Origin of the sequence: Sanguibacter sp. Z1732 (assembly GCF_051020515.1) — a bacterium.
Classification (GTDB): domain Bacteria; phylum Actinomycetota; class Actinomycetes; order Actinomycetales; family Beutenbergiaceae; genus CALKWS01.
Map to the genome: position 1 here is coordinate 2,289,067 of NZ_CP194857.1, position 20,383 is coordinate 2,309,449.

Here is a 20,383-nt window from a genome sequence, read left to right on the forward strand (position 1 = left end):
GTACCGGCAGGGCCCAGCGCCCGGATGCGCCCCACCGGCGCCGTTGGCGCAACGGACGCGCCCGCGGATGCCAAGATGGGGGTATGGATGACCAGTTGCGGATCGACGTCGTCGACGATGCCCACGCCGGGGAGTTGCTCACGGTGCGCCGGGCCGCGTTCGTGACCGAGGCCCAACTCTACGGCGACGCGCACATTCCTGCGCTGACCCAGACCCTGGAGGAGTTGCGCGCCGACCTGCAACGCCCGGACGTGGTAACCCTGGCCGGTTGGTCGGGCACACGCATGGTCGGTTCGATCCGGGTGGGCCTGGAGGAGGACCGTGCCCTGCTGGGACGCCTGGCGGTGGTGCCGGACCTGCAGGGCCGGGGCATCGGCACCCGGTTGCTGATGGCGGTGCTGGCCTACCTGCCCGAGGGCACCAATGAGGTGTGGGTGTTCACCGGCCAGGACTCCAAGCAGAACCTGTCCCTGTACGCCAAGGCCGGCTATGAGCACCAGTACGACCAGAACGCCGGCGACCTCACCTATGCCTACCTGCGCAAGATCCTCGGTGACGTGGAGGTGGCCGAGGACGGCGACGACGGTGACCCGGAGGCCGACGACGGCGACCCGGGGCCCGACGACGGCGGCCGGGAGTCCGATGGCGACCCGCAGTCCCACGGCCGTGCCCCGGGCGAAGCGGCGCAGGGCTGACCCAGCCGGGGGACTACCGGTGGCGGCCGGGCCGATCTGCGGTTGTTAGGGTAGTGCCGTCGCGACTGGCGCCGAGGTGGAGTCACCACCGGGGAGCGACGGCAACAGGACTGCAGGTCGCCCGCCTGGGCCGAGGTCCACCACCTACCCTTGTCGATGCGTTGCCGAACCGGAGGAACCGATGAGCCAGTCCCCACATTCCGACGTCCCGATCAACGAGCAGTCACTGGCGGACCTCGATCCGCAGATCGCTGCCGTTCTGGAGGGAGAACTGACCCGCCAGCGGGACACCCTCGAGATGATCGCCAGCGAGAACTTCGTCCCGCGTGCGGTGCTGCAGGCCCAGGGCAGCGTGCTGACGAACAAGTACGCCGAGGGCTACCCGGGCCGGCGCTACTACGGCGGCTGTGAGCAGGTGGACATCGCCGAGTCGTTGGCCATCGACCGTGCGCTGAGCGTCTTCGGAGGCACCTACGCCAACGTTCAACCACACTCCGGCGCCAGCGCCAACGCGGCCGTCCTGCACGCCCTGATCCGCCCCGGGGACACCATCCTGGGCATGGAACTGGCCCACGGCGGGCACCTGACCCACGGCATGAAGCTCAACTTCTCCGGCCGGTTGTACAACGTGGCCGCCTACGGTGTGGACGAAACGACCCACCAGGTCGACTACGACGCGCTGCGGGCCAAGGCCATCGAGGCCCAGCCCAAGGTCATCATCGCCGGATGGTCCGCCTACCCCCGGCACCTGGACTTCGCGGCCTTCCGCGAGATCGCCGATGAGGTCGGTGCCTACCTGTGGACCGACATGGCCCACTTCGCCGGCCTGGTCGCGGTGGGGCTGCACCCCAACCCGGTGCCGCACTCCGACGTGGTCTCCACCACGGTGCACAAGACGCTGGGCGGGCCGCGCTCGGGGATGATCCTGGCCAACGACGCCGAGCGGTTCGGCAAGAAGCTCAACTCCGCCGTCTTCCCCGGCCAGCAGGGCGGGCCCCTGATGCACGTGGTGGCCGCCAAGGCGGTGGCGATGAAGGTGGCCGGCACCGCCGAGTTCGCCGAGCGCCAGCAGCGCACCATCGCCGGTGCGCAGGCCCTGGCCGAGCGGCTGGGCGCCGAGGACGTCACCGACGCCGGGGTCTCGGTGCTCACCGGGGGCACCGACGTGCACCTGGTCCTGGTGGATCTGCGCCACTCCGAACTGGACGGTCAGCAGGCCGAGGACCTGCTGCACGCTGCCGGCATCACCGTCAACCGCAACGCGGTGCCGTTCGACCCCCGGCCCCCGATGGTCACCTCCGGGCTCCGCATCGGCACCCCGGCACTGGCTGCACGCGGGTTCGGCGAGGCCGAGTTCACCGAGGTCGCCGACATCATCGCCGGGGTGCTGGCCGCCGGCGAGGGTGCCGACATCGACGCCGCCAAGGCCCGCGTGCAGGCACTGACCGCCGCCTTCCCGCTCTACCCCGGCCTGGAGCAGTGAGCAGCCGATGACTGAGGCAGCACCTGTCGGTGAAACGTCGCCCGCCCGCATGCTCCCGGGCCGCCCGGTGGCCGATGCGGTGATCGCCGAACTGGCCCCACGGATCACCGCCCTCACCGGGGCCGGCCGGCGCCCCGGGCTGGCCACCATCCTGGTGGGAGGTGACTCGGCCTCGGCCGGGTACATCCGGATGAAGCAGGACAAGGCAGCCGAACTCGGCATGACGTCCCCGCACACCCATCTGCCCGAGGACGCCACCCAGGCCGACCTGGAGTCCGCGATCGCCGACTTCAACGCCGCCGAGGAGGTGCACGGCATCCTGGTCCAGCACCCCACCCCGTCGCAGATCGACTTCGACGCGGCGATGCTCACCATGGACCCGGACAAGGATGTGGACGGGTTGCACCCGGTGAACATGGGTCGCCTGGCCCTGGGCATGCCCGGTCCGGTCCCGTGCACCCCGGCGGGCATCGAGACGCTGCTGGCACACTATGAGATTCCCGTCGCCGGCCGTGAGGTGTGCATCCTGGGCCGGGGTACCACGCTGGGGCGGCCGCTCGCGCTGCTGCTGTCCCAGAAGCGGCCCACCGCCAACGCGGCCGTCACCGTGGTGCACACCGGGGTGAGCGACTGGCACCGCTATACCCGACGGGCCGAGGTGGTCATCGCCGCGGCCGGGGTACCGGGGATCCTGCAACCGGAGCACATCAGCCCCGGCGCCACCGTGATCGGCGGCGGAGTGCGCTACTCGGGACGCAAACTGCTACCGGACGTGGACGAACGGTGTGAGCAGGTGGCCGGGGCGATCACCCCGGGCGGGGGAGTGGGCCCCACGACGATCGCGATGCTGCTGCGCAACACCGTCGAGGCCGCGGAACGGTGACTCCCCTCACGCTGAGCCGGCGTGGGCCGGGCGGTGACCCCCGCTGAGATGCTCAGGTACCCGGCCGGCGGTCCAGGCGCTCGGCCTCGGCCCGTGCCTGCTCCTGGAGGCGGGCCCGCTCGGTCTCATCCAGGCTGTCCAGTTCTTCTTGGTGTCTGGCCAGGCCCTGCTGGGCGACCCGGGCGAAATCCTCGGACTCGGCCAGGTCCCGGGCCGAACGCCGTCCGGCGAGGATGTCGTCGTAGAACGCGGCGGACTGAGCATCGGGTGCCTGGTCGCGTAGGATCCGCATCGCCTCGGCGAGTTTCTTGTGCGCCGGGCTGCCGACCGGGATCGAGGACAGCATCGGCTGATCGGGTTCGGGGGTCTGATTGCTCATGAGGTCACCAATGCGTGGTTGTAGCCGGAGGGGAGTTCGGTGTCCCTGAATCCGTGGATGGCGCCCAAGTACCCGGGGACCACACCCGCGAAGACGTTGATCACGGCCTGCCCGGCGGAGAGTGCGTCGGCCGCGGTGCTGACGGTTTGGATCGTCTTGGCCACCGCGGCCGCGGTGGCCCCGCCGCCGATGACCGCGCCCACTCCCGTCCAGGAGGACGCGGCCGCGGCGGCGGCGACCGCGGCGGTGTAGATGATCCAGTCGGTCACCGCGGTGAACGCCGAGATCGCCGCTTCGGAGGTGCGGTGCATCCCCACGGCGACGGCGCGGAAGTCCCCGGCGGAGTTGTTCAGCGACGCAGCGAGCTCGGTCAGCGCCGGGATCAAGGTGTCGTTCATGTAGCCGGCGGCGGCCTCGGCGGCCTGACCTTCCCAATCGGCTTGGACCTTGCGGGTGTCGGCACCGATGTGGGCGCCGGCCTCGCTGGAGAAGCTCGCCAGGTTCTCGTACGCCCGGGCGGCCTGGGCCACGGAGTTCCAGTCGCCACTGAAGGTCTTGGACACCTCCGCCAGCGGGTCCCAGTCGAAGACCCAGTTCACCACGGTGCGGATCCAGCCGCTGGGGCTGAGGATCGTGCCCATCGAACTGATCACCAGTTCGGCCAGATCCGGGATGATCGGCTCGTCACTCGGCGTGACGAGTGCGTCGGCCGGGCCGCTCATCTGGGGTACTTCCCGTCCATCTCGGCGGCGACGTCGTCGTCGGTCTCGGCGTAGTAGTCGGCCGAGGCCTCCAACTCCGCCCCCGAGGACCGCAGGACATCCTGCATGTGGTCCAGGGCGTCATCGACGGCGCTCCGCACCTGCGCGGCGAGGGAGGTGAAGTTCTGGAAGATCCCGTGGCCGCCGGTCAGGGTGCACCAGGTTCCGTGGTAGGTCTTGGCGGTTCCGGTGTCATCGGCATAGCCATCGATCGACCTGCCGAACTTCCGGAGCGCCTCCGGGTCGACGTACAACTCAGTCACGCGCGTCTCCTCCTTGTTGGGCTCGGTCCCAGTGGACCATGCTAGGAGGGTGAGACACCAGGGGAGAACTACCCACCGCAGCGCCGTGATCCACCTCCTGGCCGCCGGGGTGATCGGGCTGGTGGTGATCGGCATCCAGTTGGCCACCGCCGGCGTGACGCCGTGGTTAGTGCCGACGGTGGCGCTGGTGGGCTTCGGGGCCTACGCACGCTACCGCGCGGCGCTGTCCCAGGCCCGGGTGGTCGAGGCCCTGGGCTCCGGCCCCCCGGCGCCCTCCGGCGCTGCCCTCGGCTGGGTGCTCGGCGCAGCAGGATCGGTGATCGCGGCGCTCGCGATCACGTTCTGGTTGATGTCCTAGCCCCCGCGCCAACCCATCGCACCGCCGGACCCGAGGTCCGCGGTCACGCTCGGATGCCGCCTTGCCGGCCTTCTTCCGCGCCCTCGAGTACCGCCTCCGGTGCGGGTCGACGGCGTGCACGGCTTGACAGGGACGGCGGATGCAGTTCATGATTCATGAAACCTGAATCACCTGTCATGTCCGGGCCAGACGCCCGGCACGGCACTCAACGAAGAGGCGGTCCCCCGTGCGTGTACGAACCAAGACCCTCGTGGCCACGATGGGCCTGGCGGCCCTCCTGGCCGTCGGCGCCTGCGCCCCCAGTGCCGACGGTGGTGGCGGCGGAAGTGATGACGGCGACACCGACGGCGACCAGGGCGAAGCCGATCCCGCCTCGGCCGAGGACGCGGCGGGCGGCGGCGATCCGGTCGAGGTCGCCCTGATCACCTCCACCACCGGCCCCCTGGCCGCCTACGGTGACACCTTCATCGAGGGCTTCCACGCCGGCTTGGACTACGCCACCGACGGCACCGGGGAGATCGACGGCATGGAGATCGTCGTGGAGATCCTCGACGACGGCGGCGACACCGACCGCGCCATCACCGCCGCTCGCGACGTCATCGGCCAGGGCTACACGATCATGACCGGCACCGCCGTCTCCGGTGTGGCGCTGGCGCTCGCCGAGCAGGCCGAGCAGAACGAAGTGCTCTACATCTCCGGTCCGGCCGCTGCGGACGCGGTCACCGGGATCAACGACTACACCTTCCGCTCCGGGCGCCAGTCCCTGCAGGACGTGGCCACCGCCGGCTCCTTCATCGACGTCGAGGGCTCGGAGATCCTCGTCTTCGGCCAGGACAACGCCTTCGGTCAGGGCAACTTCGCCGCCGTCGACGGCATCCTGGGCGCCCAGGGCGCCGAGGTCTCCTCGGTGATGATCCCCGAGGACGTCACCGAGTTCACCCCGTTCGCCGCGCAGGTTCTCGATGCCGATCCGGACATGGTCTTCGTGGCCTGGGCCGGCGCCACATCCGGTGCGATGTGGCAGTCCCTGAGCCAGCAGGGCGTACTGGACGACATCACCGTGGTCACCGGACTGGGCGATGCCTCCACGTTCAACGCCTACGGCGAGGCATCGGACCAGATCGACTTCCTGAACCACTACTTCCCCGGCGCCCCGGACAACGCGATCAACGACTTCCTGGTCGCCCACGTCGAGGAGGCCGGTGGCACCCCGGACCTGTTCACCCCGGACGGGTTCACCGCAGCCCAGATGGTCGTGCACGCGATCAGCACCGCCGGCGGCGGCGATGACGTCGACGCGATGATCGCGGCGCTGGAGGGGTGGAGCTTCGAAGGGCCCAAGGGTGACTACACCATCCGGGTCTCCGACCACGCCCTGATCCAGCCGATGTACCAGGCCCGGCTGGCCCAGGACGACGAGGGCAACTGGGTTCCGGAGCTGGTCTCCACCGTCGACGGCGCGGACGTCGAGCCGCCCGAGGCGAACTGACCCTGCGCTGACCCGGGCCGGTCCGCACCAGGCGCGGACCGGCCCTACCCAGGAAGGCCCCCCATGGCTCCCACCCCAGTTGCGTTGAGCGTGCAGAACCTGAGCTTCGCCGTCGGTGGTATCAGGATCCTCACCGACGTGAACCTCACTGTCCCCGCCGGGGAGATGCTCGGCGTGATCGGCCCCAACAACGGGGCAGGCAAGACCACGCTGTTCAACATGATCTCGGGCATCCACCGGCCCACCGCCGGCAGGATCGAACTCGCCGGCCGCGACATCACCACCGCAGCGATCCACCACCGGGCCCGGGCCGGGCTGGGCCGCACCTTCCAGACCTCCAACCTGTTCCCGGGACTGAGCGTGCTGGAGAACGTGCGGCTGGCGGCCCAGCGGGAACTCGGTGGCAACCTGTCGGTGCTGCGCTTCCCGCGCTGGCGCGACGAGGCCACCACCATCGCCCGTGACCACCTGGCCGAGGTCGGCCTGAGCGATCTGGTGGACGTGCAGGCCGGCGGCCTCAGCCACGGGGACAAGCGCAAGCTCGAGATCGCGGTGCTGCTGGCGATGAACCCTCGCGTGATCCTGCTCGACGAGCCGATGGCCGGGGTATCCCGCGCCGACGTGCCCGGACTGTCCGAGGTGATCCGTGGCATGCACCGTGACCACAACTGCACCGTGCTGATGGTCGAGCACCACATCGACGTCGTGATGGACCTGGTCCAACGGGTGGCCGTACTGCACCAGGGCGCCATCCTGGCACTGGACTCCCCGGAGGCGATCATGGACGACCCGGCCGTGCAGAGTGCCTACCTGGGGACGGCGGCATGAGCGCGCTGCTGCAGGTCGAGCACCTGTCCGCCGCCGTCGGTGGCCAGCAGGTCGTCGAGGATGTGTCGTTGAGCGTGCCGGAGGCCGGGGTGACCGCGGTGCTCGGCCGGAACGGCGTGGGCAAGACCTCCACGCTGAAGGCGATCATGGGCTTGATCACCCGGTCCGGCCGGGTCACGTTCGCTGGTGAGCGCATCGACTCCGAGCACACCCACAAGATCGTCCGCCGCGGCATCGGGTACGTGCCCGAGGACCGGGAGGTGTTCGCCGGGTTGACCGTGGCGGAGAACCTGCGCCTGGCGGTCCGCGACGCCGACCCCCGCCACGATCTGGTCGAGGCCCTCTTCCCCGACCTGGCCCGCGGGCCGACCAGCGCGCCGGGACGCTGTCCGGCGGGCAGCAGCAGATGCTGTCCCTGTCCCGGGCCCTGATCAACCACAACCGGCTGCTGCTGGTGGATGAGCCCACCAAGGGTCTGGCGCCACGGATCGTGGACCAGGTGGCGCAGGCGCTGGAGGAAGCCGCCCGCACCGCCCCGATCCTGCTGGTGGAACAGAACCTGCCGGTGATCGAACGCCTCGCCGACGACGTCGTGGTCATCGACGCCGGCGTGGTGGTGCACACCGGCAAGGCCGCCGACCTGCTGGCCGATGAGGACGCCGTCCAGCGCTTCCTCGGCGTGGCCACCCACCCGACCACGGAGGTGCAGACATGAGCACCGTGGTGCTGCTGCTCGTGACCGGCCTGGGACTGGGCGCGCTGTACTTCCTGATCGCCTCCGGGCTGTCACTGATCTACGGCCTGATGCACGTGCTGAACTTCGCGCACGGGGTGTTCCTGTCGCTGGGCGCGTTCGTCGGCTGGGAGGTCGCCAAACGGTTGGATCCCGGCACCTGGGGCGGCTTCGGCCTGGCCCTGCTGGCCGGGGCGGTCGCTGGCGCCGTGATCGCCGCGCTCACCGAGTTGTTCCTGATCCGCCCGCTGTACAACCGGCACATCGAGCAGGTCCTCATCACCGTGGGCCTGGGTCTGGTGGGGGTGGCCCTGTTCGAGGGTGTCTGGGGCACCGACCCGGTGTTCATCTCCGGGCCCAGCTGGTTCGGCCAGACCACCTCGATCATGGGGGCCAGGGTCCCCAACACCGTGTTCATCACGATCGCCGTCGCCGCGGCGCTGCTGCTGGGCCTGGTGCTGTTCCTGCGACACACCCGGTACGGCCTGATCATCCGCGCGGGCGTGGAGAACAGGTCCATGGTGACCGCGCTGGGGATCGACGTACGCCGCTCCTTCACCCTCGTCTTCGCCATCGGCGGCGCCGCCGCCGGCCTCGGCGGGGTGCTGGCCTCGCAGTACTTCGGGTACGTCTCGGCACACATGGGCCAGACGCTGCTGATCTTCGCCTTCATCGTCACCGTCATCGGTGGGCTCGGCTCACTCGGCGGTGCCGCGATCGCCGCGATCCTGGTGGCGGTGCCGCAGCAGTTCGCCAACTACTACTGGAGCGTGGGTGACCTGATCGCGGTGCTGGCCCTCGCCGTCGTCCTGTTGCTGCGCCCCTCCGGCCTGCTGGGAGTGAAACGAGCATGAGTACCGACACCCGGGACCACACCGAGGCCACCGCTGCCGCCGAGCCGGCCGAACCCGGCGCCGACCGGGTACGCCGACCCAGCCGCCGGGCCCCACTGATCGTGGGCCTGGCGATGGTGGTGGCCGTGGCGTGCCTGCCGCTGCTGGATGTCTCCGTCCCCGGGGCGCTGCCCGGCGCCACCTATACCCCCGGCACCATGCACCTGCTCGCCCTGTGCATGATCTACGGCGCCCTGGCGCTGACCTACCACCTGGTCTACGGGGTCGCCCGGGATGCTCAGTTTCGGGCACGCGCTGTACTTCGCCGCCGGCGCCTATGGTCTGGCGATCGTGCTGCAGCGCACCGACATGCCACTGCTGATCGCCGCGGTGCTGGTCCTGGTGGCCGCGATCGCGCTGGCCACCCTGGTGGGGGCGGTGTCGTTGCGGGTCTCGGGGGTCTCCTTCGCGATGGTGACCCTGGCCTTCGCGCAGGCCGGCAACGTGATCGCCCGGCGGAACCTGGGCGGCTACAGCGGCGGGGAGGAAGGCATCGGTCTGGCCACCGCGAACGTGCCGGACGCGCTGGTGGGCGTGGTGAACACCCGCAACATGTACTGGTTGGCGCTGATCCTGCTGGTGGTGGTCTACGTGGTGGTCACCTGGGTGCAGCGCTCCCGTGCCGGGCACGTGGTGGAAGCCACCCGGGAGAACGAGATGCGGGTGCGGGTGCTGGGTCAGGCGCCCTACCTGATCCGGCTGCTGACCTTCGCCATCGCGGGCACCCTGGCGCCGCGATCGGGATGACCTACCTGCTGCTGCAGTCCCAGGCGGTCCCGACGATCTCCTCGGCCGAGTTCACCATCCAGGCGCTGATCATGGTGGTGCTGGGCGGCGTGGGGTCCCGCTGGGGCGCGATCATGGGGGCGGTCACCTTCACCATGCTCAACCAGCGGTTGTCGGTGCTGGCCTCCTCCGAGGCCGTCGAGGGTCTGCCCACGGTGCTGCGGATCCCGATGAGCGAACCGGCCTTCATCCTCGGTACGCTGTTCATCCTGGTGGTGCTCTTCCTGCCGGGTGGCATCGCCGGCGGGCTGCGGCGGGTGGCCACCCGGGTGGTCGGTGGCAAGGGTGCCGCGCAACGGCGCAAGGCACGCGAACGACGCCGGCTGGAGGAGATCGCGTGAACGCACTCGAGCCCGGCGGTCACACCCTGGGTCGTTGGACCGCCGATCACGCCCGGTTGACCCCGGAGAAGGTGGCCATCGACGAGCGCGGCGTGCGCACCACGTACGCCGACCTCGACGCCCGCGCCGCTGCGCTGGCCGACCGGCTGCTGCGGGCCGGTTACCGCAGTGGTGACCGGGTGGCCACGCTGACCCGCAACAGCACCGCACACGTGGTGCTGTTCTTCGCCTGCGCCAAGGCGGGCCTGGTGCTGGTGCCGTTGTCGTGGCGGCTCGGCACCGGTGAACTGACCTATCTGCTCGGGCACGCACGCCCGGCGCTGATCGCTGTGCAACGCCCCTTCGCCGACGATCTCGACGCGACCGGGGCCTCCGGTAGCGCGCCGGTGGTGTTCCTGGAGGACCTGGACGAGGGGGAGGTGCCGGCGCCGGCCCGCACCCAAGCCGGACCGGGCCGTGCACCCCGGGACGACGACCCGCTCCTGATCGTCTATACCTCCGGCAGCACCTCCAGCCCGCGCGGGGCGGTGCTCACCCACGCCAACTGCTTCTGGACCAACCTGTCCCTGTCCGGGGTGGCCGGGATGACCACCGAGGACGTGGTCCTGGCGGTGCTGCCGCAGTACCACGTGGGCGGGTGGAACGTGCAACCGTTGCTGGCCTGGTGGCGGGGGGCCACCGTGGTGCTGGAACCGGACTTCGACCCGGAGCAGGTGCTCGGCGTGCTCACCCAGCACCGGGTGAGCACCATGATGGGCGTGCCCTCCCACTACCGCATGATCTCCGAGGTGCCCGGATTCGCCGAGGCGGACCTGTCCGGCCTGACGCACATGGTGGTGGGCGGTGCCCCCATGCCTGTCGGGCTCCTGCGCACCTGGCACGATCGCGGGGTGCGGGTGATCCAGGGCTACGGCCTCAGCGAAGCCGCCCCGAACGTGCTGCTGGTGCCGCCCGAGGATGCCTTCACCCGCGTCGGCTCGGTCGGCAAGCCCTACCCGCACGTCGAGGTGGCGCTGGCCGAGGTCGGTACCGGGGACCTGATCACCGGCGCCGGTAGCGGGGAGCTGCTGGTCCGCGGCCCGGCCGTGTTCGCCGGCTACCACGACGACCCGGAGGCCACCGCCGCCGCGTTCACCGGCGACTGGTTGCGCACCGGCGACCTCGCCACCAGGGACGAGGCCGGCTACTACCGGGTGGTGGACCGGCTGTCGAACATGTACATCACCGGCGGGGAGAACGTGGCACCGGCGCAGGTCGAGGACGTCCTGCGGAGACATCCGCAGGTGGCCGACGCCGCCGTGATCGGGGTGCCCGACGAGCGCTGGGGTGAAGTGGGCCATGCCGTGGTGGTGCCCACCGACCCGGACCGGCCACCGGCATCGGAGGAACTGCTCGCTCATTGCCGCGCCGAACTGGCGACGTTCAAGGTTCCCCGCTCGGTGCGGTTCGTCACCGAGTTCCCGCGTACCGCGCTGCACAAGATCCGCCGCGGCGCCCTGATGCCTGAGCCGAAGGAGACCCGATGAGCGCCCCACCGCGTACCGAGCGAGGATCGCGGACCCGCACGCGAATCCTGGCCGTGGCCACCGAGGTGTTCGCCGAGTACGGGTACCACGAGGCCTCGATCGTGAAGATCACCACAGCGGCTGACGTCGGGCAGGGCACCTTCTACCTGTACTTCACCTCCAAGCAGCAGGTGTTCGAGGAAGTGGTGCGGGACCTGAACTCACGGGTGCGCCAGGCGATGCACGAGGCCTCCAGCGCCGAGACCGGCCGCATTGCCGCTGAGCGTGCGGGCTTTCGCGCATTCTTCCGCTTCACCGCCCAGAACCCCGCGCTGTACCGGATCATGCGCCAGGCCGAGTTCGTCGCCCCGGACGTGTTGCACGTGCACTACGAGACCATCGCCCGCGGTTACGTCGCCGGCCTCACGGCCGCCCAGGAACGTGGCGAGGTGGCCGCCGACCTGGACCCGGAAGTCACCGCATGGGCCTTGATGGGCATCGGCGAACTGGTCGGGATGCGCTGGGTGACCTGGACCGAGGGCCAGGCTCCGGAGGAACTTCCCGAGGATGTCTTCGACGGCATCATGACGCTGATCGAGCGCGGGCGCTGGAGCCCGGAGAGGCAGGGCAGGGCGATGACTGACCTGACCGGGAAGCACGCGGTGGTGACCGGGGGCGCCGCCGGGATCGGGGCGGCCTGTGCCCGCGCGCTCGCGCGGGCCGGTGCCCAGGTGCTGGTCGCCGACCGTGACGAGCGTGCCGCCGAAGCGCTGGCCGCCGAGATCGGGGGCCGGGTCTGGGCCGTGGACCTGGACGAGACCACCGTCCTGACCGAAGCCACCCTGCAGGCCGACATCCTGGTCAACAACGCCGGGATCCAGGTGGTGGCCCCGATCCAGGAGTTCGACCCGGCCGACTTCCGCCGGATCCAGCGGATCATGGTCGAGGCCCCGTTCCTGCTCATCCGGGCCGTCCTCCCGCACATGTACGCCCGGGGTTGGGGTCGTATCATCAACATCTCCTCGGTACACGGGCTGGTGGCCTCGCCGTACAAGAGCGCCTACGTCACCGCCAAACACGCCCTGGACGGGTTGAGCAAGGTGACCGCCCTGGAGGGTGCCGCCCACGGTGTGAACAGCGTGTGTGTCAATCCCGGGTACGTGCGCACCGCCCTGGTGGAGAGGCAGATCGCCGACCAGGCCCGGGTGCACGGCATCGGTGCGGAGGAGGTGCTGGAGAAGGTGCTCCTCACCCAGCAGGCGGTCAAGCAACTGGCCGAGCCAGACGACGTCGCCGACCTGGTGCTCTGGCTCACCGGCCCGCACTCGACCATGGCCACCGGTTCCTCCTTCGGCCTGGACGGGGGGTGGCAGGCCAGATGAGGACGCACACCTACCGCACCGTGGACGTACCGGTGGACGGGGGGTACCTGCGCGCGGGGATCTGGGAGCCCGAGGCGCCCGCACCCCTCACGCAGGAACCCCCGGTGCTGGCCGTCCACGGCATCACCGCCACCCACCAGGGCTGGTTACGGCTGCCCGCGCTGCTGCCCGGCAGGCGCATCATCGCCCCGGACCTGCGCGGCCGGGGCCGCTCGAACACGCTGCCCGGCCCGTATGGCATGGTGCGGCACGCGGCGGACCTGACCGCCCTGGTGCGGCACCTGGGCCTGACCGAGGTCACCGCGCTGGGTCATTCGATGGGCGCCTTCGTGGTCGTGGTGCTGCAGGACCGCCAGCCGCACCTGGTGCGGGACATGGTGCTGGTCGATGGCGGTCTCCCGCTGGAGATCCCGGCCGACGCCGACCCGGACCTGCTCATGCGGGCCGTCCTGGGCCCGGCGCTGCAGCGGCTGCGGATGACGTTTCCCGACCAGGAGGCCTACCGCGACTTCTGGAGCGGCCACCCGGCCTTCAGCCCCGGGCTGGTGGCCGAACTGGCGCCCTACTTCGACTATGACCTGGAGCCGGACGGCGACGGCTGGCGGCCGACCTCGGCCGTCGAGGCGGTCGCGGCCGACCAGCGCGAACTGGTCACCGGAGACCTGGTGCACCGGGCCCTGGCGCATCTCGCGACCCCCACCACGTTCGTGCACGCCCCCGCGGCCTGCTCGATGACGCCCCGTTGTACCGTCCCGAGCACGTACGGGCCTGGGCCGAACGTCTGCCCTGCCTTACTATGGAATGGGCCGACGACGTCAACCACTACACCGTCGTGATGTCCGCCGCGGGAGCGCGGCTGGTGGCCGCGCACCTGGCCGGGCGCCCCGCGGCGGATCCGACGATGACGACGGAAGGAGTACGACGATGACGACGACCACAGCAGGGCCGCCGGCGCAGAGCGCCGGCTTGGACAAGGTGGTGGATTCCCCGGCGACCGCGGTCGACGATATCGCCGAGGGGGCCTCGATCGCGGTGGGCGGGTTCGGGTTGAGCGGTAACCCGGTGGCACTGATCGAGGCGTTGCTGGCCCAGGGGGCGAGTGAGTTGTCGGTGGTGTCGAACAACTGCGGGGTGGAGGACTACGGTCTCGGGCTGCTGCTCGGGGCCGGACGGCTGGCGAAGATGACCGCCTCCTACGTGGGGGAGAACAAGGACTTCGAGCGCCAGTACCTCTCCGGTGAACTGGAGGTGGAGTTGACGCCGCAGGGCACGCTGGCGGAGAAACTGCGAGCCGGAGGATCGGGGATCGCGGCGTTCTACACCAGGGCCGGGGTGGGCACCCAGGTCGCGGAGGGCGGATTGCCGATGCGGTACGCCCCCGATGGGTCGGTGGCCAAGGCCTCCCCGGCCAAGGAGGTGCGCACCTTCGGTGCCGGCGGCACGGAAGCCGAGTACGTCCTGGAGGAGGCGATCAGTTGCGACTTCGCCCTGGTGCACGCGATGAAGGGGGACCGCTACGGCAACCTCGTGTTCAACAAGGCCTCGCGCAACTTCTCCCCCTTGGCGGCGATGGCGGGGCGGGTGTGTGTCGCCCAGGTGGAGGAGCTGGTGGAGCCGGGCGAGATCGATCCGGACGAGGTCCACCTGCCGGGCATCTACGTGCACCGGCTGGTGCATGTGGGCAGCGACTTCGAGAAGCGGATCGAACGGCGCACGGTGCGCCAGGAAGCGGGGCGGTGACCATGGCTCTGACTCGTGAGCAGATGGCGGCCCGGGCGGCCCTGGAGCTGCCCGATGGGGCCTACGTGAACCTGGGCATCGGGATGCCGACGCTGGTGCCGAACTACGTGCCGGCCGACAAGGCGTTGGTGTTGCAGTCCGAGAACGGGATCCTGGGGGTGGGTCCCTACCCGCTGGAGGAGGAACTGGATCCGGATCTGATCAATGCCGGCAAGGAGACGGTGACGGTACTGCCCGGGGCGGCGTTCTTCGATTCGGCGATGAGTTTCGGAATGATCCGCGGCGGCAAGATCGATGCGGCGATCCTGGGAGCGATGCAGGTCTCGGCCGCTGGGGACCTGGCGAACTGGATGATCCCGGGCAAGATGGTCAAGGGCCCCGGCGGGGGGATGGACCTGGTGTACGGAGCGCGCAAGGTCATCATCCTGATGACCCACACCGCCAAGGACGGCAGCGCCAAGATCGTCGATGAGTGCTCGTTGCCGCTCACCGGTAAGGGCGTGGTGGACCGGATCATCACCGACCTGGCCGTCATCGACGTCACCGCCGATGGGCTGGTGCTCGTCGAAACCGCACCGGGAGTGAGTGTGGAGGAGGTCAAGGCAGCCACCGAACCCGGGCTGACGGTGGCCAGTGACCTGACCAAGGTGGAGGTACGGGCATGAGTGACATCGTGATCGTGGCCGCGGCGCGCACCCCGCAGGGGCGGATGAACGGTGCGCTGTCGACGCTGCCGGCCACCGAACTGGGTGGCCACGCGATCAAGGCGGCCCTGGAACGCGGCCGGGTGCCGGCCGAGGCCGTGGACGCGGTGTTCATGGGCCAGGTGCTGCAGGCCGGCGCCGGGCAGGCCCCGGCCCGGCAGGCCGCGATCGCCGCCGGTGTGGGGTGGCGAGCCCATGCCACCACGGTCAACAAGGTCTGCCTGTCCGGCTTGAGCGCCATCATCGACGCCACCCGGCTGGTGCGCTCCGGTGGGCCCAGGTGGTGGTGGCCGGCGGGATGGAGTCGATGAGTCTGGCCCCGCACCTGCTCACCGGATCACGCAAGGGCTGGGCCTTCGGTCCCACCACCGCGATCGACCACATGGCTTATGACGGGCTGACCGATCCCTGGAGCGGTGAGGCGATGGGGCTGGGCACCGACCGCCGTCGGGACGTCTTCCCCACGACCCGCGGCGAGCAGGACGCGTTAGCCGCCGCCTCCCACCAGCGCGCCCAGGCCGCGTGGCAGGCCGGACGGTTCGACGCCGAGGTAGCCCCGGTCACGATCCGCACCCGCCGGGGGGAGACGGTCGTGGAGCGCGATGAGGGCATCCGTCCCGACACCACCGAGGAATCGCTGGCGAAACTGCGGCCGGCGTTCACCCCCGAAGGCCACATCACCGCCGGGAACGCCTCCCAGATCAGCGACGGGGCCGCGGCCGTGGTGGTCACCACGGCGCAACGGGCCGCTGCCGAGGGCTGGGATGTGCTCGCCGCTGTGGGGGCCTGCGGGCAGGTCGCCGGCCCGGACGCGTCATTGCAGGAGCAGCCCGCCGCGGCGCTCGAGGTGGCCCTGGACCGGCAGGGCTGGGCTGTCGGTGAGGTGGACCTGCTGGAGATCAACGAGGCCTTCGCCGCCGTGGTGATCGGCTCGGCCGCCCGCCTCGGCGTGGACGTGTCCGTGATCAACCGCGACGGCGGCGGGATTGCCCTGGGCCACCCCATCGGCGCCTCGGGCACCCGCCTGGCCGTCCACGCCGCCCACCGCATCGCCGCCGGGGACGCCACCCGCGCCGCCGTCGCCCTGTGCGGCGGTGGCGGGCAGGGCGAGGCACTGCTGCTGCACACCCCCTAGGCGTGCACGCGCCCCGCACGGCCAGACCCGAGGAGAGACCATGACCACCCCGACCAGCACGGCCGTCACCGAGACCGACGTGGACACACCCCGGCTGCGCACGCACGTCCGGATGGCCGGGGAGGCATCCGCTGAAGGCGGCACGGTGATCCTGGTGCACGGGAACTGTTCCTCCTCGGCGTTCTTCCACCGGTTGCTCACCACCCTGCCCGAGGGCTGGCGCGGCATCGCCCCTGACCTGCGCGGCTACGGCGACACCGAGGTGGCACCACTGGACGCGACCCGCGGCATGGGCGAGCTCTCCGATGACGTGATCGCCCTGATGGACGCACTCGGGGTGGAGCGGGCCGCGTTCGTCGGCCACTCCGCCGGGGCGGGTGTGATCATGCAACTGGCGATCGACCATCCCGGCCGGGTGGCCCGGATGCTCCTGGAGGCGCCCGCCTCGCCCTACGGTTTCGGCGGCACCGCCGGCACCGACGGCACACCGGTGTGGCCCGACTTCGCCGGCTCCGGGGGAGGCACCGCCAACCCGGACTTCGCCGCGGCCATCGCGGCAGGGGACCGCAGCACCGACCACCCGCACTCACCGCTGTCGGTGTTCCGGGCGCTGTATGTGGCGCCGGGCACCGAACTGGCCGATGAGGATCTGCTGCTGGACTCGGTGCTGTCCACCACCATCGGTGCCGGAAACTATCCGGGCGATTCGGTGACCAGCGAGAACTGGCCGGGTGTGGCGCCCGGCACCACGGGGATCAACAACGCCTTGTCACCGAAGTACTACGACGTCTCCGCATTCGCGGAGGTGCCGCAGGTGGGTCCGGTGCTGTGGGTGCACGGGGACGCGGACGCGATCGTGTCCGACACCTCCTCGCTGGACTTCGGCCAGCTCGGCGCCCTGGGCGTGGTACCCGGCTGGCCTGGCGCCGACACCTACCCGCCGCAGCCGATGGTCAGTCAGATGCGCGCGGTGCTGGAGACCTACGCCGCGAACGGCGGTACCTACCGCGAGGTGGGACTGCCCGGCATCGGCCACAGCCCCCACATCGAGGCCCCGCAGGTGTTCGGGCACCTGCTCGAAGAGTTGCTGACCGGCTGAGCGCGGCCCGCCCGCGGGCTCGCTGGCCGCCCGCTGAGTGAGTCTGCGGTCGTGGTTGCCGCTGCTGCCGGCGCTGGACAGCGGTCGCGCGACCGGTCACCGGTGCCGCGCCCGCGGACCGGCACGACGGCGACGGCACGGTGGTCGTTGATGCACTCGGTGCAAGCCCGCCAGGTGTGTGTGGCACATCACACATCCGGAATCTTCGGAGCGGGGCCGACGTTGGAACACATGACGACGTGTAGTCAGATTTGAAGGAGGACATATTGGCCCGCAGGCGGCGCAAGTACGAGGAATTCGAGGACGACGACGGCACCCTGCTCCGGTATGCCTACCACCCCAACGGAGGTGGCCTGGTCTCGTCCAAGGCCACGGTGCACCCGACCGCATCGGTGGGTCCGGCAGCCTACGTCGACCCGGGCGCACGCGTGGGTGAGCGCGCCCGGTTGGACCAGCGTGCCTGGGTGGACCGCGAAGCGGTCGTGGCCGCCGAGGCCGTCGTCGGTGCGAACACCCACATCGGAGCCCGCGCGGTGATCGGTCGCGGAGCGCGTGTGCGCGATGGCGCGGTGGTCGCGGCCGGGACGAAGGTGCCCGACCACCGGGTGGTCGAGCCGGACACGGTCTTCACGGTCGAGGAGGCCAGCGGCTACGGCACCGCCGCCTGAAGCCGGCCGGGGCACCCGTGCCGGTGGGCGAGGATGGGGGGATGCTGAAAGTCTCCACCGTGAACGTCAATGGCATCCGAGCCGCCTATCGCCGCGGGATGGCCGACTGGCTGGCCACCGCCGATCCGCAGATCCTGCTGCTGCAGGAGGTGCGGGCCAGCGATGAGATTATCACCGAGCACCTCGGGTCCGAGTGGCACCTGATCCACCGGGCCGGTGCCGCCAAGGGTCGCAACGGGGTGGCCGTGGCCTCCCGGTACCCGCTCACCGCCGTGCGCTCGGGGCTGGGGCCTCCCGAGACCGAGACCGAGGACCAGGTGGGCCGCTGGGTCGAAGCCGACCTGGAGGTGCCGGGACCGGGGAGGATCACGGTGGCCTCGGCCTATGTGCACTCCGGCACCGCCGGCACTCCCGCCATGGATGACAAGTACGCGTTCCTGGACAAGGTGACCGCTCGCCTGGGTGAGTTGATCGCCGGCGGCCGCGGCGTCGTCGTCGGCGGGGACGTCAACATCGCCCACCGCGAGGTGGACATCAGGAACTGGAAGGGCAACCTGAAGTCGGCCGGCTTCCTGCCCGCCGAACGGGCCTACCTCGACGCCTGGTTGGAGCAGGGGTGGGTGGATCTGGGCCGGCGGCACGGTGGAGACGGGCCCGGCCCCTTCACCTGGTGGTCTTGGCGCGGCCAGGCCTACAACAACGACGCCGGCTGGCGCATCGACTACCAGTACGCCACGCCGGAGCTGGCCGAGAGCGTCACGTCGGTCCGGGTGGACCGAGCCCCGTCCTACGCCGAACGCTTCTCCGACCACGCGCCGCTGACGGTGGCCTACGGCCGCTGAGCCATGCCCGGGCGTCAGTGCGCCGGCGCGGCGGCCTCGGCTCTCAGGAACGCCGGATCCCGGTGCCCGGCGGCGCTGAACGCCTCGGCGACGTGTGCGGCGATCCGTTCGGCGCCGCCGCGGGGAATCAGCGCGATCGCCGAGCCACCGAACCCGCCGCCGGTCATCCGCGCACCCAGCGCACCGGCCTCGCGGGCCGCCTGCACCGCGGTGTCCAGTTCGGCTGCGGAGACCTCGTAGTCGGTGGCCAGGGAGGCGTGCGAGGCATCCATCACCGCGCCGGCCCGTGCCCAGGAGCCCGCCCCCAGCAACCCCACGAACTCCTTCACCCGGGCGATCTCGGTGACCACGTGGCGCACCCGGGCCCGGGTGGTCTCATCCGGCAGCGCCGCGAGGGCTCCGGGGAGCTCTGCCGCGCTGACCTCCCGCAGCGTCTGCACCCCCAGCGTCGCGGCCGCCGACTCACAGGAGGCCCGGCGCTGCGCGTACTGACCATCGACCAGGGCGTGCTCGGCGCGGGTGTCGATGACCAGCAGTTCCAGGTCCGCAGCGGCCAGGTCGAAGGGCACCTGTTCCACCTGGCCGGACCGGGTGTCCAACAGCAGCGCGTGCCCGGCGGTGGCCCGCAGCGCCGCCGCCTGGTCCATCCCACCGGTGGGGGCGCCGGCGATCTCGTTCTCGGCACGCACGCACACCTGCGCGGCCCATGCCCTGCCCGCATCGGTCCGTAGGTCCGGTCCGGTCCAGTCGCTCCCGACCAGGCGCGCCAGGGCCATCACGGTGGCGCAACCCAGCGCCGCGGAGGAACTCAGCCCCGCGCCGTAGGGGACGCAGGAGGCCACCGCCAGGTCGAACCCGGGTACCGGGACCCCCTCCTGGGCCAGCGCCCACGCCACCCCGGCCACGTAGGTGCCCCACCCCGAGACCGAACCGGGGCTCACCTGGGACAGGGAGGCCTCCCACATCCGGTCCTCCTTCTCCGAGACCAGGCGGACCCGGTCATCAGCCCGGGCCCGAGCCGTCACGAAGGTGTGCGGTGCGGCAGCGCGATCGGCAGGCACAGGCCGCCGTTGTAGTCGGTGTGCTCCCCGATCAGGTTCACCCGGCCGGGTGCCGAGGCGACCACCACCGGGCCCCCGGCTGTGCCGCCGTGGTCCGCTGCGTCGTCGTGGGCCGCTGCGTCGGCTGCTCCCGTCCGCGAGCCGGCGCGGGCGCCGAAGGCGGCCGCGAAGCCCTCCTCGCCCCTGCTGCGCCCGTGAGCATCGGTCCAGGCCTGGATGAGTGCTGAACTGTTCATGACCTCATCCTCTCAACTCGAACACGGCGCCGGCAGCCCCGCCGCGGCACAAGCCGGCAGCCCCGCCGCGGCACAACACGGCAGGATCGGCGTACTCACGCACCGGAGCCGCAGAGTAG

The 20,383-nt window shown here is 70.8% G+C and carries 22 protein-coding genes, 3 pseudogenes and 1 riboswitch; of the genes and pseudogenes, 20 read left to right on the forward strand and 5 right to left on the reverse strand.

Annotated elements, in window-relative coordinates; translation table 11 throughout:
- Positions 1-83 precede the first annotated feature (83 nt).
- The 3 genes from ACRRRO_RS12045 (at position 84) to ACRRRO_RS12055 (ending at position 3,061) form a co-directional block, all read left to right on the forward strand.
- Positions 84-695, forward strand: a complete 612-nt coding sequence (locus tag ACRRRO_RS12045; protein ID WP_424797039.1) for a GNAT family N-acetyltransferase — start codon at positions 84-86, stop codon at positions 693-695.
- A gap of 51 nt (positions 696-746) precedes the next feature.
- A riboswitch (ZMP/ZTP riboswitch) is annotated at positions 747-833 on the forward strand.
- Positions 834-876: 43 nt separating this feature from the next.
- On the forward strand, positions 877-2,178 hold the full coding sequence (glyA, locus tag ACRRRO_RS12050) for a serine hydroxymethyltransferase (RefSeq protein ID WP_424797038.1): 1,302 nt from the start codon (positions 877-879) through the stop codon (positions 2,176-2,178).
- Positions 2,179-2,185: 7 nt separating this feature from the next.
- Positions 2,186-3,061, forward strand: a complete 876-nt coding sequence (locus ACRRRO_RS12055) for a bifunctional 5,10-methylenetetrahydrofolate dehydrogenase/5,10-methenyltetrahydrofolate cyclohydrolase (RefSeq protein ID WP_434080324.1) — start codon at positions 2,186-2,188, stop codon at positions 3,059-3,061.
- A gap of 52 nt (positions 3,062-3,113) precedes the next feature.
- Here the strand turns inward: ACRRRO_RS12055 and ACRRRO_RS12060 are convergent, their stop codons facing one another.
- From ACRRRO_RS12060 to ACRRRO_RS12070, 3 genes are read right to left on the reverse strand one after another with little or no spacing between them, the layout of a single operon-like run.
- Complete coding sequence (locus ACRRRO_RS12060; protein WP_424787451.1) at positions 3,114-3,440, reverse strand: hypothetical protein; 327 nt, start codon at positions 3,438-3,440, stop codon at positions 3,114-3,116.
- Positions 3,437-4,162: a hypothetical protein gene (locus ACRRRO_RS12065; RefSeq protein ID WP_424797036.1), complete on the reverse strand. Its 726-nt coding sequence runs from the start codon at positions 4,160-4,162 to the stop codon at positions 3,437-3,439. The genes ACRRRO_RS12060 and ACRRRO_RS12065 overlap by 4 nt, the downstream gene beginning before the upstream one ends.
- On the reverse strand, positions 4,159-4,464 hold the full coding sequence (locus ACRRRO_RS12070) for a WXG100 family type VII secretion target (protein ID WP_424797035.1): 306 nt from the start codon (positions 4,462-4,464) through the stop codon (positions 4,159-4,161). The genes ACRRRO_RS12065 and ACRRRO_RS12070 overlap by 4 nt, the downstream gene beginning before the upstream one ends.
- Before the next feature lie 85 nt (positions 4,465-4,549).
- On the opposite strand from ACRRRO_RS12070, the gene ACRRRO_RS12075 reads away from it, so the two are divergent.
- From ACRRRO_RS12075 to ACRRRO_RS12155, 17 genes and pseudogenes are all read left to right on the forward strand, one after another.
- Positions 4,550-4,822: a hypothetical protein gene (locus ACRRRO_RS12075; protein ID WP_424797034.1), complete on the forward strand. Its 273-nt coding sequence runs from the start codon at positions 4,550-4,552 to the stop codon at positions 4,820-4,822.
- A 226-nt stretch (positions 4,823-5,048) separates the two neighbouring features.
- On the forward strand, positions 5,049-6,311 hold the full coding sequence (locus ACRRRO_RS12080; protein WP_424797033.1) for a substrate-binding domain-containing protein: 1,263 nt from the start codon (positions 5,049-5,051) through the stop codon (positions 6,309-6,311).
- A 63-nt stretch (positions 6,312-6,374) separates the two neighbouring features.
- Positions 6,375-7,139: an ABC transporter ATP-binding protein gene (locus tag ACRRRO_RS12085; protein ID WP_434080325.1), complete on the forward strand. Its 765-nt coding sequence runs from the start codon at positions 6,375-6,377 to the stop codon at positions 7,137-7,139.
- Positions 7,136-7,854: pseudogene (locus ACRRRO_RS12090) on the forward strand (ABC transporter ATP-binding protein). Before ACRRRO_RS12085 ends, ACRRRO_RS12090 begins: the two are co-directional and overlap by 4 nt.
- Complete coding sequence (locus ACRRRO_RS12095; RefSeq protein WP_424787458.1) at positions 7,851-8,726, forward strand: branched-chain amino acid ABC transporter permease; 876 nt, start codon at positions 7,851-7,853, stop codon at positions 8,724-8,726. The pseudogene ACRRRO_RS12090 and the gene ACRRRO_RS12095 overlap by 4 nt, the downstream one beginning before the upstream one ends.
- A 273-nt stretch (positions 8,727-8,999) precedes the next feature.
- Positions 9,000-9,512 carry a branched-chain amino acid ABC transporter permease gene (locus tag ACRRRO_RS12100; protein ID WP_434080326.1) on the forward strand — a complete coding sequence of 171 codons (513 nt, stop codon included), beginning with the start codon at positions 9,000-9,002 and terminating at the stop codon, positions 9,510-9,512.
- The gene (locus ACRRRO_RS12105; RefSeq protein WP_434080327.1) at positions 9,509-9,892 is read left to right on the forward strand and encodes a hypothetical protein; all 384 of its coding nucleotides are present in this window, start codon (positions 9,509-9,511) and stop codon (positions 9,890-9,892) included. The genes ACRRRO_RS12100 and ACRRRO_RS12105 overlap by 4 nt, the downstream gene beginning before the upstream one ends.
- Positions 9,889-11,418 carry an AMP-binding protein gene (locus tag ACRRRO_RS12110; protein ID WP_424797029.1) on the forward strand — a complete coding sequence of 510 codons (1,530 nt, stop codon included), beginning with the start codon at positions 9,889-9,891 and terminating at the stop codon, positions 11,416-11,418. The genes ACRRRO_RS12105 and ACRRRO_RS12110 overlap by 4 nt, the downstream gene beginning before the upstream one ends.
- Positions 11,415-11,543 (forward strand): annotated as a pseudogene (locus ACRRRO_RS12115) (TetR/AcrR family transcriptional regulator); the annotation flags it as partial. The gene ACRRRO_RS12110 and the pseudogene ACRRRO_RS12115, both read left to right, overlap by 4 nt.
- A 489-nt stretch (positions 11,544-12,032) precedes the next feature.
- Positions 12,033-12,779, forward strand: a complete 747-nt coding sequence (locus ACRRRO_RS12120) for a 3-hydroxybutyrate dehydrogenase (RefSeq protein ID WP_424797028.1) — start codon at positions 12,033-12,035, stop codon at positions 12,777-12,779.
- Positions 12,776-13,615, forward strand: a complete 840-nt coding sequence (locus tag ACRRRO_RS12125) for an alpha/beta fold hydrolase (protein WP_434080328.1) — start codon at positions 12,776-12,778, stop codon at positions 13,613-13,615. The genes ACRRRO_RS12120 and ACRRRO_RS12125 overlap by 4 nt, the downstream gene beginning before the upstream one ends.
- A gap of 88 nt (positions 13,616-13,703) precedes the next feature.
- Positions 13,704-14,519: a CoA transferase subunit A gene (locus ACRRRO_RS12130; protein ID WP_424797026.1), complete on the forward strand. Its 816-nt coding sequence runs from the start codon at positions 13,704-13,706 to the stop codon at positions 14,517-14,519.
- Positions 14,520-14,521: 2 nt separating this feature from the next.
- Positions 14,522-15,184, forward strand: coding sequence for a CoA transferase subunit B (locus ACRRRO_RS12135; RefSeq protein ID WP_424787465.1), 663 nt, complete (start codon positions 14,522-14,524; stop codon positions 15,182-15,184).
- A pseudogene (locus ACRRRO_RS12140) lies at positions 15,181-16,358 on the forward strand (acetyl-CoA C-acyltransferase). Before ACRRRO_RS12135 ends, ACRRRO_RS12140 begins: the two are co-directional and overlap by 4 nt.
- Before the next feature lie 40 nt (positions 16,359-16,398).
- Complete coding sequence (locus ACRRRO_RS12145; protein WP_424797024.1) at positions 16,399-17,457, forward strand: alpha/beta hydrolase; 1,059 nt, start codon at positions 16,399-16,401, stop codon at positions 17,455-17,457.
- Between the two features lie 266 nt (positions 17,458-17,723).
- Entirely contained in the window at positions 17,724-18,125 is a 402-nt protein-coding gene (locus ACRRRO_RS12150; RefSeq protein ID WP_424797023.1) for a transferase, read from the forward strand.
- A 41-nt stretch (positions 18,126-18,166) separates the two neighbouring features.
- Complete coding sequence (locus ACRRRO_RS12155) at positions 18,167-18,967, forward strand: exodeoxyribonuclease III (RefSeq protein ID WP_424797022.1); 801 nt, start codon at positions 18,167-18,169, stop codon at positions 18,965-18,967.
- Positions 18,968-18,981: 14 nt separating this feature from the next.
- On the opposite strand, the gene ACRRRO_RS12160 is transcribed toward ACRRRO_RS12155, so the two are convergent.
- Positions 18,982-20,028, reverse strand: coding sequence for a galactokinase (locus tag ACRRRO_RS12160; protein WP_434080329.1), 1,047 nt, complete (start codon positions 20,026-20,028; stop codon positions 18,982-18,984).
- Entirely contained in the window at positions 19,989-20,264 is a 276-nt protein-coding gene (locus tag ACRRRO_RS12165) for a galactokinase family protein (RefSeq protein WP_434080330.1), read from the reverse strand. Before ACRRRO_RS12165 ends, ACRRRO_RS12160 begins: the two co-directional genes overlap by 40 nt.
- Between the last annotated feature and the right edge of the window lie 119 nt (positions 20,265-20,383).

Coding starts and splice junctions, on each gene's coding strand:
- ACRRRO_RS12045 (WP_424797039.1), top strand. CDS start 84: ATGGATGACCAGTTGCGGATCGACGTCGTCGACGATGCCCACGCCGGG.
- glyA (WP_424797038.1), top strand. CDS start 877: ATGAGCCAGTCCCCACATTCCGACGTCCCGATCAACGAGCAGTCACTG.
- ACRRRO_RS12055 (WP_434080324.1), top strand. CDS start 2,186: ATGACTGAGGCAGCACCTGTCGGTGAAACGTCGCCCGCCCGCATGCTC.
- ACRRRO_RS12060 (WP_424787451.1), bottom strand. CDS start 3,440: ATGAGCAATCAGACCCCCGAACCCGATCAGCCGATGCTGTCCTCGATC.
- ACRRRO_RS12065 (WP_424797036.1), bottom strand. CDS start 4,162: ATGAGCGGCCCGGCCGACGCACTCGTCACGCCGAGTGACGAGCCGATC.
- ACRRRO_RS12085 (WP_434080325.1), top strand. CDS start 6,375: ATGGCTCCCACCCCAGTTGCGTTGAGCGTGCAGAACCTGAGCTTCGCC.
- ACRRRO_RS12095 (WP_424787458.1), top strand. CDS start 7,851: ATGAGCACCGTGGTGCTGCTGCTCGTGACCGGCCTGGGACTGGGCGCG.
- ACRRRO_RS12100 (WP_434080326.1), top strand. CDS start 9,000: ATGCTCAGTTTCGGGCACGCGCTGTACTTCGCCGCCGGCGCCTATGGT.
- ACRRRO_RS12105 (WP_434080327.1), top strand. CDS start 9,509: ATGACCTACCTGCTGCTGCAGTCCCAGGCGGTCCCGACGATCTCCTCG.
- ACRRRO_RS12120 (WP_424797028.1), top strand. CDS start 12,033: ATGACTGACCTGACCGGGAAGCACGCGGTGGTGACCGGGGGCGCCGCC.
- ACRRRO_RS12125 (WP_434080328.1), top strand. CDS start 12,776: ATGAGGACGCACACCTACCGCACCGTGGACGTACCGGTGGACGGGGGG.
- ACRRRO_RS12130 (WP_424797026.1), top strand. CDS start 13,704: ATGACGACGACCACAGCAGGGCCGCCGGCGCAGAGCGCCGGCTTGGAC.
- ACRRRO_RS12135 (WP_424787465.1), top strand. CDS start 14,522: ATGGCTCTGACTCGTGAGCAGATGGCGGCCCGGGCGGCCCTGGAGCTG.
- ACRRRO_RS12145 (WP_424797024.1), top strand. CDS start 16,399: ATGACCACCCCGACCAGCACGGCCGTCACCGAGACCGACGTGGACACA.
- ACRRRO_RS12155 (WP_424797022.1), top strand. CDS start 18,167: ATGCTGAAAGTCTCCACCGTGAACGTCAATGGCATCCGAGCCGCCTAT.
- ACRRRO_RS12165 (WP_434080330.1), bottom strand. CDS start 20,264: ATGAACAGTTCAGCACTCATCCAGGCCTGGACCGATGCTCACGGGCGC.